This window comes from Puniceibacterium sediminis, from assembly GCF_900188035.1.
GTDB classification, from domain to species: domain Bacteria; phylum Pseudomonadota; class Alphaproteobacteria; order Rhodobacterales; family Rhodobacteraceae; genus Puniceibacterium; species Puniceibacterium sediminis.
This window is the reverse complement of the sequence record NZ_FZNN01000002.1, coordinates 127707-141486: the sequence shown is the minus strand read 5'-3', so window position 1 is coordinate 141486 and position 13780 is coordinate 127707. Positions and strand designations below refer to the sequence as shown.

Annotated in this window: 13 protein-coding genes; 4 read left to right on the top strand and 9 right to left on the bottom strand. The window is 62.4% G+C overall.

Translation table 11 applies throughout. From position 1 onward, the window contains the following. Positions 1-41 precede the first annotated feature (41 nt). Positions 42-473 (top strand): Fur family transcriptional regulator Irr, encoded by a 432-nt coding sequence (gene irr, locus CHB75_RS03320; RefSeq protein WP_089269310.1) that lies wholly within the window; start codon positions 42-44, stop codon positions 471-473. Positions 474-483: 10 nt separating this feature from the next. On the opposite strand, the gene nagA is transcribed toward irr, so the two are convergent. The 3 genes from nagA to rsgA are packed head-to-tail and all read right to left on the bottom strand — an operon-like array spanning position 484 to position 3599. Then, positions 484-1644 (bottom strand): N-acetylglucosamine-6-phosphate deacetylase, encoded by a 1161-nt coding sequence (nagA, locus tag CHB75_RS03315; protein WP_089269104.1) that lies wholly within the window; start codon positions 1642-1644, stop codon positions 484-486. Then, the gene (locus CHB75_RS03310; protein ID WP_089269309.1) at positions 1641-2513 is read right to left on the bottom strand and encodes a glucosamine kinase nucleotide-binding domain-containing protein; all 873 of its coding nucleotides are present in this window, start codon (positions 2511-2513) and stop codon (positions 1641-1643) included. Before CHB75_RS03310 ends, nagA begins: the two co-directional genes overlap by 4 nt. A gap of 51 nt (positions 2514-2564) precedes the next feature. Further along, the gene (gene rsgA / locus CHB75_RS03305; protein ID WP_217898759.1) at positions 2565-3599 is read right to left on the bottom strand and encodes a ribosome small subunit-dependent GTPase A; all 1035 of its coding nucleotides are present in this window, start codon (positions 3597-3599) and stop codon (positions 2565-2567) included. A 283-nt stretch (positions 3600-3882) separates the two neighbouring features. Here rsgA and CHB75_RS03300 point away from each other — a divergent pair, with 283 nt between their 5' ends. Both CHB75_RS03300 and ychF read left to right on the top strand, forming a co-directional pair. After that, positions 3883-5046 carry an alpha-hydroxy acid oxidase gene (locus CHB75_RS03300; RefSeq protein WP_089269308.1) on the top strand — a complete coding sequence of 388 codons (1164 nt, stop codon included), beginning with the start codon at positions 3883-3885 and terminating at the stop codon, positions 5044-5046. 88 nt (positions 5047-5134) lie between these two features. Continuing rightward, the gene (gene ychF, locus CHB75_RS03295) at positions 5135-6232 is read left to right on the top strand and encodes a redox-regulated ATPase YchF (protein ID WP_089269102.1); all 1098 of its coding nucleotides are present in this window, start codon (positions 5135-5137) and stop codon (positions 6230-6232) included. 186 nt (positions 6233-6418) lie between these two features. On the opposite strand, the gene CHB75_RS03290 is transcribed toward ychF, so the two are convergent. Together CHB75_RS03290 and CHB75_RS03285 are read right to left on the bottom strand one after the other, a co-directional pair. After that, positions 6419-6736 carry a hypothetical protein gene (locus tag CHB75_RS03290; RefSeq protein WP_245840651.1) on the bottom strand — a complete coding sequence of 106 codons (318 nt, stop codon included), beginning with the start codon at positions 6734-6736 and terminating at the stop codon, positions 6419-6421. A 125-nt stretch (positions 6737-6861) separates the two neighbouring features. Then, the gene (locus tag CHB75_RS03285; protein ID WP_089269101.1) at positions 6862-7929 is read right to left on the bottom strand and encodes an SDR family oxidoreductase; all 1068 of its coding nucleotides are present in this window, start codon (positions 7927-7929) and stop codon (positions 6862-6864) included. A gap of 100 nt (positions 7930-8029) precedes the next feature. Here CHB75_RS03285 and CHB75_RS03280 point away from each other — a divergent pair, with 100 nt between their 5' ends. After that, a complete protein-coding gene (locus CHB75_RS03280) occupies positions 8030-8413 on the top strand; it encodes a winged helix-turn-helix transcriptional regulator (RefSeq protein ID WP_089269100.1) in 384 nt (127 codons plus the stop codon). A gap of 87 nt (positions 8414-8500) precedes the next feature. On the opposite strand, the gene CHB75_RS03275 is transcribed toward CHB75_RS03280, so the two are convergent. Genes CHB75_RS03275 through CHB75_RS03260 form a run of 4 tightly spaced genes read right to left on the bottom strand, consistent with a single transcriptional unit; the run spans position 8501 to position 13776 of the window. Continuing rightward, the gene (locus tag CHB75_RS03275) at positions 8501-9292 is read right to left on the bottom strand and encodes a crotonase/enoyl-CoA hydratase family protein (protein ID WP_089269099.1); all 792 of its coding nucleotides are present in this window, start codon (positions 9290-9292) and stop codon (positions 8501-8503) included. Positions 9293-9305: 13 nt separating this feature from the next. Next, positions 9306-10169: a hydroxymethylglutaryl-CoA lyase gene (locus CHB75_RS03270; protein WP_089269098.1), complete on the bottom strand. Its 864-nt coding sequence runs from the start codon at positions 10167-10169 to the stop codon at positions 9306-9308. Next, entirely contained in the window at positions 10166-12169 is a 2004-nt protein-coding gene (locus CHB75_RS03265) for an acetyl-CoA carboxylase biotin carboxylase subunit (protein WP_089269097.1), read from the bottom strand. The genes CHB75_RS03270 and CHB75_RS03265 overlap by 4 nt, the downstream gene beginning before the upstream one ends. Then, positions 12169-13776: a carboxyl transferase domain-containing protein gene (locus CHB75_RS03260; protein ID WP_089269096.1), complete on the bottom strand. Its 1608-nt coding sequence runs from the start codon at positions 13774-13776 to the stop codon at positions 12169-12171. The genes CHB75_RS03265 and CHB75_RS03260 overlap by 1 nt, the downstream gene beginning before the upstream one ends. Positions 13777-13780 lie beyond the last annotated feature (4 nt).

Below are 13780 nucleotides of genomic sequence, written 5' to 3'. Positions count from 1 at the left end.
CGCTCTATACGTAGTCAGGAGGCTCAAAGGACATGGACCATATGACACCCGACGCGGCAAATCGTGGAACCGACTGGCTGGCTCGTGCCGACCTGCGCCCGACGCGGCAGCGCCTGACGCTGGCTGCATTGCTTGTCGGCGATGGTCAGAACCGGCATGTGACCGCCGAAAGCCTTTTCGACGCCGCAAGGGATCACGGCGAGCGTGTGTCGCTGGCCACGGTCTACAACACGCTCAAGGCGTTCTGCGATGCCGGCCTCATGCAAGAGGTCACGGTGGACGGCTCGAAAAGCTACTTCGACACCAACACCCATGATCATCCGCATTTCTTTTGGGAAGACGATGGCACCCTGACCGACGCGCCGTCGGATCAGCTCGAAATTGCGCGCCTGCCTTCGGCACCCGACGGGGCCGAAATTGCCAGTGTCGATGTGGTCATCCGCTTGCGCCGCACGTCACGCCAGGATCCTTAGAAGGCTGCCGCTAGCTAGGCGACAGCGCCACAGCCTGCCCCTTCTGCCAAACCGCCTTCAGCTCCAACCGCTCGTTCATGTGCACAAGGTCTGCGTCGGCCCCGGCGCATAGAAACCCCGCATGGCCAAGCCCCGCCGCCCGTGCAGGCCGAATCGTTGCCATTGCCAGCGCCTGCGCCACAGGAACTCCCAGCCCCAGCAGATTGCGAACTGCCCGAGCCAAATCCAGATCCGCACCCGCCAGCGTGCCATCATTCAGCCGCAGCGTGCCACCCGCGCGTGTCACGCGTTGTCCGGTTAGCGTGAACGAGGCCAGATCGCTGCCCGCAGGCGCCATCGCATCGCTGACCAGAAAGAGACCCGCGCGCATCGCATCCGCAGCCAGCGCCACCTGCAATGCCGGGCCCTGCACATGCACCAGATCGGCGATCACCCCAGCAGCGATTCCCTGTTCGCTCAGCGCCGCTCCCACCAGACCGGGGGCTCGGCTGCCCAGCTGGCTCATGGCGTTGAACAGATGCGTGACCATCCGGGCACCCGCCCCGAACGCCGCCCGCGCCTGTTCACAACTGCAATCGCTATGCCCGAGTGAGACCACCACACCTGCCTGCGCAAGCGCCGCGATCTGTTCAAGCGACACAGCCTCAGGGGCCAGCGTGACGATCAGCACCGGCAGGCGCTTCGCCGCCTCAAGCAACAATTCCAGATCTGCCGCCTGCATCACCCGAATGCATCCGGGTTCATGCGCGCCCTTGCGCGACAGCGCCAGATGCGGCCCCTCAAGATGCAGCCCGCCGATCCCCGGAACGCCCTGCGCAACGGCCAGAGCCACAGCATCAATCGCGGCACGGGTCCTGTCGGGCACATCGGAAATCAACGTCGGCAGGATCGTCGTTGCGCCCAGCCCCGCATGTGCCCGGGCCATCCGCTCCAACACTGCCACTTCCGGGGCGTCGTTGAACAACACCCCGCCACCGCCATTCACCTGCAGATCGACAAATCCGGGGCACAGAATGCCACCATCCAACGCGACCCGCGTCACACCAGCAGGCAGCTGATCCTCAGGCAGTACCGCCTCGATCTGGCCCCCGGCCACGACAACGGCAATCCCGTCATGTAAATCGCGCCCGTCAAAGACCTGTGCGCCTGTCAGTGCAAACCGCGTTTTCATTGTACTTCGCCCCTTGCCAACCGGGCCGCCAGTGTCAGTGCTCCGTCAAGCGCGCTGCCGACAGGCGGCATCAACGCCGCCTGCATTCCAGGCGTCAGCCAGCGCGCATAGGAGGGGCCGAGTCCCCCCATGAGGCACAGCCGCTCGCCCTCCTGCCAGCCCAGAGCACACAGGCAACGGGCCAGATACCCGCCCCCCTCGGCCATAAGTTCACGCGCGACGGCATCCCCGCTGTCTGCGGCGGCAACCACCTCCGGTGCAAAGGCCGCGAACTGCCCCGGCGTCGCGCTGCGCGCAAAGTTGATCAGGCCGACCGCGCCCCCCAACCGTTCCCGCAAACCGGCGCAAAGTTCGCTATCCGGCGCAATGCCATCTATCGCATGCAAGCTCCTGATCAGCACCGAACGGCCAAGCCAGGCACCCGATGCCTCATCCCCCAGAACCATCCCATGCCCGCCGATGAACCTGACACCACCGGCATCGGCCCGCCCCAGAAAGGATCCGGTGCCGACCGCTGCAACACAGCCAAAGCCCGCCTCCAGCGCACCCGTCAGGGCGGCGGGACGATCCTCTTCCACCCGAAGCGTGGCGAACGGCAGCGCCGCTGCCACTCGCGCGGCTGTGGCGGCATCAATCACACCCGCAAGTCCCAAATAAGTCGGCACAGAATAGAGCGCGTCACAGGTCATCCCGGCATCCGCCGCCAGCGAGGCAAAGCCATTTCGCAGCACTTCCAGAGACTGGGTAAAGTCCGTGCTCACATTGGCGCCCGGCCCAAGCAGTTCATGCCGGTGACCGTCCCACATTAGCGCAAACCGGCAGCGGGTGCCGCCTCCATCGACCGCCAGACATGCCCCCGAAACGGTCATGCGGCGCTGATTAAGCAATAACGGCGCATAGCTGAACAACCCATCGCACCCTCACCGCTTCCGCCCGGGCATCTGTGTGATCCTGTTGCCGCGCGGCCCGGTCTGCACCGGAGTATTCTCGCGGTTTTCACCCAGCAACTTGCGCCAGCGGTCCAACCGCGCCGGGTCCAGATCACCACTGGCGATCGCCGCCTGGACAGCGCAGCCCGGCTCATGCTCATGGGTGCAGTCCCGGAACTTGCAACCGGGCGCAAGCTCGGTGATTTCGGCAAAGACCGCTTCCAGCCCCTCGGCCGCGTCACTCATGTGAAGCGTGCGCATACCCGGCGTGTCGATCACCCAGCCGCCACCCTTGATCGCATGCAGCGACCGCGCGGTGGTGGTGTGCCGCCCCTTGGCATCGCCTTCGCGAATTCCGCCGGTCTCCTGCCCCTCTCCGGGTGCCGTGGCGGCCAGCGTATTCAGCAGCGTTGATTTCCCGACACCAGAGGACCCCACCAACGCCACGGTTTGACCAGCCCCACACCATGGGGCCAGAGGCGTCGCAGCCTCGGCCAGCTTGGCATTCAGGGCAACCACCGGCAGATCGCGCTGCAGTTCTTCGGCCTGTTCGCGGTACTGCTCAACACTCTCGACCTGATCGGCCTTGGTCAGGACGATGACAGGCGCGCAGCCCGCTTCGTTGCTCAAGGCCAGATAGCGTTCAAGCCGCGCCGGATTGAAATCGGCATTACACGAGGTGACGATAAACAGCGTATCGACATTGGCGGCGATCAGCTGTGGACCGCGGCTGCCCTCTGTCCGGCGTTGCAGCAGCGATTGCCGTTCCAGCCGCCGGATCAGCAGGTTTGTTCCCGGTTCGGCCAGAACCCAGTCGCCAACGGCGTAATCGCCGGTATTGACCTGCGCCGGAAGCGACAGCTTGACCGGCCCCGCCACGCCGATCGCTGTCATCCTCGCGCGGTGCACGGTCGCGACGCGCAGTCGCACCAGATCCACCTCGTCGGCAGCCAACTGTTCGTCAAACGCCTCGGACCAGCCGAGCGCGGCAAGTGTGAGCAGTTCATCGGAGGAATTTTGTGTCATGGAATCCTGCATAATGTGACGCGGCCCAGATGCAAGCCTTCCTGATATGCATCGCCCGTCCAGAACGCTTTTGCTGTGAAATTCGCGGCCTTCCTTTCCGCCGGACAAATGCGTCACGGTCGGGCCCGTGCGAAGACACCCGCCACAGGCGGGGGGCGACATGACCGGTGCGCCGCAGGCGCTCAATGGGATCACCCCCGGGGTCCTGCGTGGCTTGTCCATTGCCGACGCCGCAGGCTCTTGGTACGTATTCCTGACCAATCTGAAGGAAAGGCCGCAGCCCATGCCCGTGATCACCGAGATCGCCGACCTCAAGCGCCTGTACCGGCGCCGGGTGCCCCGGATGTTCTATGATTATGCCGAGTCGGGGAGCTGGTCAGAACAGACCTTCCGCGAGAATTCCAGCGATTTCGATCAGATCTACCTGCGCCAGCGGGTTGCCATGGATATGGCGGGCCGCACGACCGCTTCCCGCATGATCGGGCAGAATGTCGCGATGCCCGTAGCGCTTGCGCCTGTCGGGCTGACCGGGATGCAGCACTTCGACGGAGAGATTAAGGCCGCGCGCGCCGCAGAGAAATTCGGCGTGCCCTATTGCCTCTCGACCATGTCGATCTGCTCGATCGAAGACGTTGCCGAAAACACATCCAAACCCTTCTGGATGCAGGTCTATACACTCAAGGACGACGACTACATGCAGCGGCTGTTCGACCGCGCCAAGGCCGCGAAATGCTCGGCTGCGGTGATCACGGTCGATCTGCAGATCATGGGCCAGCGCCACAAGGACATCAAGAACGGCCTGTCCGCCCCGCCCAAGCTTACGCCCAAGTCGGTGGCCAACATGATGACCAAGGTTGGCTGGGGTCTGGGGATGCTACAGACAAAACGCCGCTTTTTCGGCAATATCGTCGGCCACGCCAAGGGGGTCACGGACCCCTCCTCGCTTACCACATGGACGGCCGAAGCCTTTGATCCCTCTCTGGACTGGGACCGCATTCGCCAGTTCCGCAAGATGTGGGACGGCCCGCTGATCATCAAGGGCATCATGGATCCGCGCGATGCGCTCGAGGCCTGCAATGTCGGTGCCGATGCCATCGTTGTCTCGAACCACGGCGGTCGACAGCTCGACGGCGCGCTCAGTTCCATCCGCGCCCTGCCCGCTATCATGGATGCTGTCGGCGACAGGATCGAGGTCCATCTGGATTCCGGCATCCGCTCGGGTCAGGACGTTCTGAAAGCGCTCAGCATGGGGGCCAAGGGCACCTGGATCGGACGCGCCTACGTCTATGGCCTTGGCGCGATGGGCGAAGCGGGTGTGACCAAGGCGCTCGAGGTCATCCACAAGGAACTCGACCTCTCCATGGCGATGTGTGGCCGACGCGATGTCACCACGCTCGACCGCGATATCCTGCTGATCCCCAAAGGCTTTGAAGGGGACTGGCAGTAAAGACCACATAGTCAGGGGAGCGCAGGCTTGCGCCCTCTGACCGCTGGCACTAGAAGCGGCGCGTTGCAGCGGTGAAAAGGAACACATCATGGGCTTCAAGATGGGAATCGTGGGTCTGCCCAATGTGGGCAAGTCGACCCTGTTCAACGCGCTGACGAAAACCGCCGCAGCGCAGGCTGCGAACTTTCCGTTCTGCACCATCGAACCCAATGTCGGTGATGTGGCCGTGCCCGACGCACGCCTTGATAAACTGGCGGAAATCGCGAAATCCAAGCAGACGATCCCGACGCGTATGACGTTTGTGGACATCGCCGGTCTGGTCAAGGGCGCCTCCAAGGGTGAAGGCCTGGGCAACCAGTTTTTGGCCAACATCCGCGAAGTCGACGCCATCGCCCATGTGCTGCGCTGTTTCGAAGATGGTGATGTCGTCCATGTCGATGGCCGTGTCGATCCGGTTGCCGATGCCGAAACGATCGAAACCGAGCTGATGATTTCGGACATCGAATCGATTGAAAAGCGTCTTGTTAACATCACCCGCAAGGTTCGTGGCGGCGACAAGGAGGCGGTCCAGCAGGAACGCCTGATGAAGGCCGCTCTTGCCGCGCTGGAGCAGGGCCAGCCCGCCCGCACCGTCGCCGTCGATCCCGAAGATGCCAAGGCGTGGCGCATGCTCCAGCTGCTGACGACCAAGCCTGTGCTTTACGTCTGCAACGTGTCCGAAGAAGAGGCCGCCAGCGGCAACCAGCATTCGGAAAACGTGGCGAAGATGGCCGCTGATCAGGGCAATTCCCACGTCGTCATTTCCGCCAAGATCGAAGAGGACATCTCGCAGCTTGACGCCGACGAAGCCGAAATGTTCCTGAGCGAGATGGGTCTGGAGGAGCCGGGACTCGACCGGCTGATCCGCGCCGGATACGAATTGCTGCACCTTGAGACCTATTTCACCGTCGGCCCGAAAGAGGCGCGCGCCTGGACCATCCGTCAGGGCACCTCGGCGCCTCAGGCGGCCGGTGTCATCCACGGCGATTTCGAACGCGGCTTCATCCGCGCGGAAACCATCGCCTTTAACGATTTTGTCACTCTGGGTGGCGAACAGCCCGCCAAAGACGCCGGCAAGATGCGTGCCGAGGGCAAGGCCTATATCGTCAGGGACGGTGACGTGCTGCACTTCCTGTTCAACACCTGACCTTTTGCGGGGCGGCGCTCAATTGTTTCGTACAACAGCCCGCCCCCACCGAATTTCGGTTCGATGCCGATAGCGCACGGACCGGAAGCGCACGGTCTGGCCCGAAAAATCAGAATTTCAGCCCAGCAGTAGCCGTTTCATCGACTGATGATCACCAATAGCGCATCGATCTGCCCGCTGGAGCGATTACATGAGCGTCTGAATGGGGCCATCAGCGCTGAATTTCTTGGTGCCATCAGGCTGCTCAAGAACCTCGAGCCAGCCCTTCCGCTCGTCAACGTGGACGAAAAATCGCCACTCATCCTGTTCAACCAGCGCAATGGCCTCTTTCACGGACAATTCCCAATTCGACTTGCTGAAAAAGCCGCGACGGGTGCCACCGATCTTCAGGATTTCTGCGCCGGTCGGGTCAGTTTTGACCCATGTTACTTCCGCAGGTGCTGCCATAATGATCATCCCCCTTGCGTTTACCATGTTACCACGGACGGGGATCGGATCAAGCACCGTAAGTTTATCCCATTGATCCTGAGAGACAACACTGCGCCACCGGCCCTGATTCGCGCCTTTGGAATATGGGCCGGTGGCGCATGTTGCCATTTCTCACGACAACCGATCCTTCGCTTTGCAGCTCAGTTGGACGGCAGAATTCCGTCCGCGCGCAGCCGTTCGAACAGGTCGAAAAACGCCTCATCGGTCGCCTGATAGCCCGTGAAACCCAGCTTTCGGCTTTTGGACATGTCTGTGACAACCTCGATCGGCCGACCAAGATCTGCGTCGGTGTGCCAAGGCGAAACCAGCCGTGACAGATCGTGCTCACTCAGGCCATGGCGCTCTGCGATCCCGGCCCAGATTCCGGCATCGTCCCGCATCTGCTCTTCCAGCGGGCGCACCGTACCATCAAACTCCTCTGCCTTGATCCCGAACCAGTCGGCGATGCGGTGCCACATCCAACTCCAGCGGAAAACATCCCCGTTGACGATGTTGAAATCCTGATTGCGGGCCGCAGGTGTCGTCGCCGCCCAGATCGCCTGCGCCGCCAGCTGACGGGCGTCGGTCATGTCTGTCAGGCTGTTCCACTGAACGGCGGACCCAGGAAAGCGGAACGGTCGTCCGGTTTCGCGGCAGATCGTGGCATAGACCGCAAGCGTGGTGCCCATGTTCATCGCGTTGCCAACCGCCTTGCCGATCACGGTGTGCGGACGGTGAATGCTCCAGCCAAAGCCATCACGTTCGGCGGCCGCAAACACCTCATCCTCTTGGGCGTAGTAGAAATTTTCGACATTCAACCGCCCTTGATCTTCGCGGAACGGCGTCTTGGGCAGGGTGCCTTTGCCATAGGCCTCGAATGGTCCAAGGTAATGCTTCAGGCCCGTAACCAGCGCCGTATGCTGAACAGATCCCTTTTCGCGCAGTGCATCAAACAGGTTCCGCAGCATTGCGGCGTTCACCCTGATGTTCTCGGCTTCGGTATCGCGGCGCAGCCACGTGGTCAGAAAGACATGTGTGGGTGCGATACCGTCCAAGGCCTTGGCCAGGGTTTCAGGCTGCAGCAAATCCGCCGCAACGGGCGTAACGCCGTCCTGCAATTGGGGGGTCCGGGACAGACCGTAGACCGTCCATCCATCCAGAACCAGCTGATCCGCGACCGCAGTGCCCTGAATGCCAGTCGCGCCGACCACGAGTGCTTTGCGTTCCATTTGATGTCTCCTTTGTTAGCGTTGAAGATCACCTAGTCAGGCACTTGGCTATCCGCTAGACGGCACCAAATTGGAACGTAGTCACCAAGAGGTAACCACCATGCAGGCAGGCAGCGACGAAGGTAACTGGCGCGAAGATTGCGCGCCGCGCCGCGTGATGGAGATCTTTGCGACAAAATGGACCAGCATGATCCTGCACACCCTTCATGCCCAGCACGATGGCGCGGCGCGCAACGGCGTCCTGCACCGCAGCCTGCCGGGGATCTCTAAAAAGATGCTGGTGCAGACCCTGCGCGAAATGGAAGAAAGCGGCCTGATCCACCGTCATGTCGAGAACACAGTCCCGCCTGCGGTCGAATACAGCCTGACCCCGCTGGGCATCAGGTTCGTCGGTCTTGTCGAACTGGTCTATGGCTGGGGCCGGGAAAACGCTGATGCGCTGGATCAGCTGCAGGTCCGCCAGACGTCCCGGCGAAAGGTCTGAAATCACCGCTTTTCCGGTGCGCTTTCCAATCCCTTCAGAACCGCGTTTTGGCCAGGGACGGGCATCGCTGAAATGCCAGCGCCCCCTTCACTTTCCGGATCGCCAGGACGGCGTCTGCTTGGCAAAAAAGGCGGCGATGCCTTCCCGAGTTTCGTCGGTTTCCCAACAATCGGCAAGCGCGTTGGCGGTCAGGTCGGCGGCGGTAACCGGGTCGGGGCCAGACAGCGTGCGGCACAGGGCCTTGGCGCGTGCCACGGCACCGGGCGCGCAGTCCAGAAACGCCAAAACTTCCTCTTCCACGGCGGCATCCATCCCATCAGCGGGGCAAGTTCTGGCAACAAGACCGGCCCGTATCAGGAAATCGACGTCAAAGGGTTTGGCGTTGAAGAACACCTGTCGGGCAAAAGCTTCGCCCAGACGGCGCACCACAAAGGGTCCGATGGTCGCCGGGATCAGGCCCAGCCGCGTTTCGGTCAGGGCAAAGCGCGTCGCACTTTCTGCCACAACGATATCGCATACCGCGACCAGACCGATACCGCCCCCATAGGCCGCGCCGTGCACCCGCCCGATCAGCGGTTTGGGCAGCGCGTTCCAAAGGCCCAACATAGTGGCCAGCGCCCCGGCCTCTGCCATCTTTCCGGCACGATCCTTGCCCGCCTGATCGCGCATCCAGCCAAGGTCGCCGCCCGCGCAAAAGGTTTTGCCAGCACCGGTCAGAACGACGACGCGGACAGTGTCATCACCCCCCAATGCCCGCGCGGCCTCTGACAGTTCGGCGATCATCTGCGCGTTCATGGCGTTGTGCTTTTCGGGTCGCTGCAGCGTGACAATCGCAACCCCACGCGCGTCGGTTTCAACCTGAATCGTCTGGTATTCCATGAATTCTCTCCTGCTACGCACCATGACCAAGGGAAAGCGCGCCGATGCAGGCCTCCGCTTTGGCAAGGGCCTGCATGTCTATGCCAGTTTCGAAACCTTCGGCAGCCAGCATCGCGACAAGCGCGCTGGTCGAAACATTGCCCTTTGCCCCCGGTGCGTATGGGCATCCGCCCAGCCCCCCGACGGCACTGTCAAACGTACGCAGACCCAATGTCAGCGCCGCCTTGACGTTGCTGATGGCGGTGTTGCCGGTATCATGGAAATGGCCCGCCAGCCGCGATGTCGGCACCGCAGCCTGAACGGCCTCAATCATCCGGCGGATGCTGTCCGGCGTACCGGCCCCGGTGGTATCGCCCAATGCAACTTCGTAGCAGCCCATTCCGAAAAGCGTGCTGGCCACCTTCTGGACTGCGCGCGGCGCGACATCCCCATCATAGGGGCAGGCCACTACACAGGACACATAGCCCCGTACCGGGATCCGCGCCGCCGCAGCCGCCGCCATAACGGGTTCGAACCGGGCAAGGCTTTCGGCGATAGAACAGTTGATGTTCTTCTGGCTGAAGCCTTCCGAAGCCGATCCAAAGATCGCAACTTCGTCGGCTCCGGCTGCGACTGCCGCCTCAAACCCCTTCAGGTTGGGCGTCAGAACGGCATAATCCACGCCCTCTGCCCGCGCTATTCCGGCCATGACATCGGCGGCATCAGCAAGCTGCGGCACCCATTTAGGCGACACAAAGCTTGTCGCCTCGATCTTTTTAAACCCCGAACGGGACAAAAGGTCGATCAGCTCGATCTTTTTCTCGGTCGGGATGATGCTCTTTTCATTCTGAAGGCCGTCACGGGGACCGACTTCGTAGATAGATACGCGGTCGCTCATTCCGCCACCTGTTCTTCGAATGTCACCAGAACCAGACCGCCCTCGACCGCCGCCCCGACAGTGCAGGCCACAGATATGATCGTGCCGTCACGCGGTGCCCTCAGGGTGGTTTCCATCTTCATCGCTTCGATGACGCCCAGGGTATCGCCCTCTTTCACGGCATCACCGACCTGAACCAGAAGCTGAATCACCACTCCGGTCATCGGCGCCACGACTGCATTGCTGGTGTCCGCCCGCGCCGCTTGGCCAGACCGTGCGTCCGGGAAAATCAGATCGCGGGTCACGCCGTCACAAAGAACCGAAACCAGCCTGCGCGCGCCCAGATCGGCCCGGATCACCCGGGCGACGATCCGCGCGCTGTGCGCACCGGTCCGCGCCGACATCAGATCCCCGTCGCGCAGGATATCGGACAGGGTCACAGACGCCTCGCCCCCGGACAGGGTGATGGACCCGTCGCCATTGATGGTCAGTGACCGCTCAATCAGATCAGCCCCGAAAAACATCAGCAGCTCCGAACGCGCCTCGCCCCACAGCCGCCATCCCGGGCGGGTGGTCGCGGCAGGGGTATCAAGCGGTATGTCCAGAGCGACAAGCGCCGCAAAGGCGATATGCGCTTCGCTCAGCGGTTCGGCGTTGCAAAGGCTCTCCAGATCACGCTCGATCAGACCGGTATCAAAGTGGCAGGCGTTAAAACCCTCGTGCGCCGCCAGAGAGGCCAAAAACCCCGCGTTGGTCACCGTGCCCGCTACATGGGTCTGCGCCAAGGCCGTGCGCAACCGGCCAAGCGCCTCTTCGCGTGTGGCACCATGCGTGATGATCTTGGCGATCATCGGATCGTACCACGGGCTGATATCATCGCCGCTGCGCACGCCGGTATCGTTGCGGGCCGCGTCGTGGAACGACAGGTGGTGCAGGGTCCCGGTCGCCGGAAGGAACCCGTTGGACGGGTCTTCGGCATAAAGACGGGCCTCGAACGCATGACCACTGATCGTCAGTTCGTCCTGCGCGCGGGGCAGCGGCCCTCCGGCGGCCACGCGCAACTGCCATTCAACCAGATCGACGCCGGTGATCGCCTCGGTCACCGGATGTTCGACCTGCAGGCGGGTGTTCATTTCCATGAACCAGAACCCGTCGGGGCGCAGCGGGCCAGACCCGTCAACGATGAACTCGATGGTCCCTGCCCCGGCATAGTTGATGGCTTTGGCCGCCGTCACAGCCGCCGATGTCATTGCCTCGCGGACCTCTGGCGTCATGCCCGGTGCCGGGGCTTCCTCGATCACCTTCTGATGGCGACGCTGCAGGGAACAGTCGCGTTCAAACAGATGCACCGCACTGCCGTGCTTGTCGCCAAACACCTGCACTTCGATGTGACGCGGGGACGTGATGAATTTCTCGATCAACACATGTCCGTCACCAAAGGCCGACACACCCTCACGCTGGGCCGAAGCAAGGCCAGCGGCGAATGCGTCGGGTTGATCCACCTTGCGCATTCCCTTGCCGCCACCGCCCGCACGGGCCTTGATCAGAACCGGATACCCGATGGCATCCGCCTGTTCTGCCAGAAACGCAGGGTCCTGATTTTCCCCGTGATATCCCGGCACAACCGGCACGCCCGCCGTTTGCATCAGCGCCTTGGCCGCGTCTTTCAGGCCCATGGCCCGGATCGCACTGGCGGAAGGACCGATGAACACCAGCCCGGCCTTTTCCACCGCCTCTACGAAACCGGGGTTTTCGGACAGAAAACCATAGCCGGGGTGGATCGCCTGCGCGCCTGTGGCCAAAGCGGCGGCAATAATCACATCGCCCTTCAGATAGCTTTCTGACACAGCAGAGGCACCGATATGCACGGCCTCATCCGCCAGCGCGACGTGCTGCGCGCGCGCATCGGCATCGGAATAGACGGCCACGGTCTGCACCCCCATGGCGCGGGCAGTACGAATGACACGGCAGGCGATTTCACCGCGATTGGCGATCAGTATTTTGTTGAACGGTTTCATCATCACATCCTGAACAGGCCAAATTTGGTATCCTCGACCGGCGCATTCAGCGCGGCACGAAACGAAAGCGCGACGACATCGCGGGTTTTGCGCGGATCGATGATCCCGTCATCCCACAACCGCGCCGAGGCATAGAGCGGCTGGGACTGGCGTTCGAACATGTCGATGGTGGGCTGCTTGAAGGCGGCTTCTTCCTCGGCGCTCCATGTGCCGCCCTTGGCCTCGATTCCGGCGCGGCGCACGTCTGCCAACACGCCCGATGCCTGCGCCCCGCCCATCACCGAAATCCGCGCGTTGGGCCACATCCAGACAAAGCGCGGGCCAAACGCGCGTCCGCACATGCCATAATTGCCCGCACCATAGGACCCGCCGATGACCACCGTCACCTTGGGCACCGACGCGGTCGACACGGCGGTGACCAGCTTGGCACCGTCCTTGGCTATTCCGCCAGCCTCGTATTTCGACCCGACCATGAAGCCGGTGATATTCTGCAGGAACAACAGCGGGATCTTGCGCTGACAGCACAACTCGATGAAGTGCGCGCCCTTGACCGAGCTTTCGGAAAACAGCACGCCGTTGTTGGCAATAATACCCACGGGAATCCCGTCGATATGGGCAAAGCCGGTGACCAGCGTGGTGCCGTAGCGCGGCTTGAATTCGGCAAAGTCGGACCCATCCACCAGACGTGCAATGATCTCGCGCGCGTCATAGGGCGTCTTGTCGTTGGCCGGAACGATGCCCATCACCTCATCCGCCGCAAACAGCGGTGCCTGGGGCGTCTTGAAATCAACCGACGGGCGCGGCATGGGGCCCAGATGGCTGACGATTTCGCGCGCCAGCGCCAGCGCGTGGCGGTCATCATCCGCCAGATAATCGGCAACGCCCGACAGCCGCGTATGGGTGTCACCACCGCCAAGGGTTTCGGCGTCGATGATCTCGCCCGTGGCGACCTTGACCAGCGGCGGACCGGCCAGAAAGATCGTGCCCTGTTCACGCACGATGATGGTCTGATCGCTCATCGCGGGCACATAGGCACCGCCGGCCGTGCAGGAGCCCATCACCACGGCGATCTGGGCGATGCCCTTGGCGCTCATCCGCGCCTGATTGTAAAAGATCCGGCCAAAGTGGTCGCGGTCCGGGAACACCTCGTCCTGATTGTTCAGGTTCGCGCCGCCGGAATCGACCAGATAGATGCAGGGCAGGTGATTTTCCTCGGCGATCTCCTGCGCGCGCAGGTGTTTTTTCACCGTCATCGGGAAATAGGTGCCGCCCTTTACGGTCGCGTCGTTGCACAGGATCATGCAATCGCGCCCCTCGACACGGCCAATCCCCGCGATGGCGCCAGCAGACGGTATTTCATCGCCATACATCCCCGAAGCCGCAAATAGCCCGACTTCAAGAAACGGTGACCCCGGATCGAGCAGACCGGCGATCCGGTCCCGTGGCAGCAGCTTGCCACGCGCAACGTGCCGCGCTCGGGATGACTCGGATCCACCCTTGATGATGCGCGCCGCCTCGTCAGCGATGACAGAGTACTGCCGTTCCATCGCCTCAACGTTGCGGGCAAAGTCGTCCGAGGCTGGTGAAATACTGCTTTCCAGTACCGTCATGTCA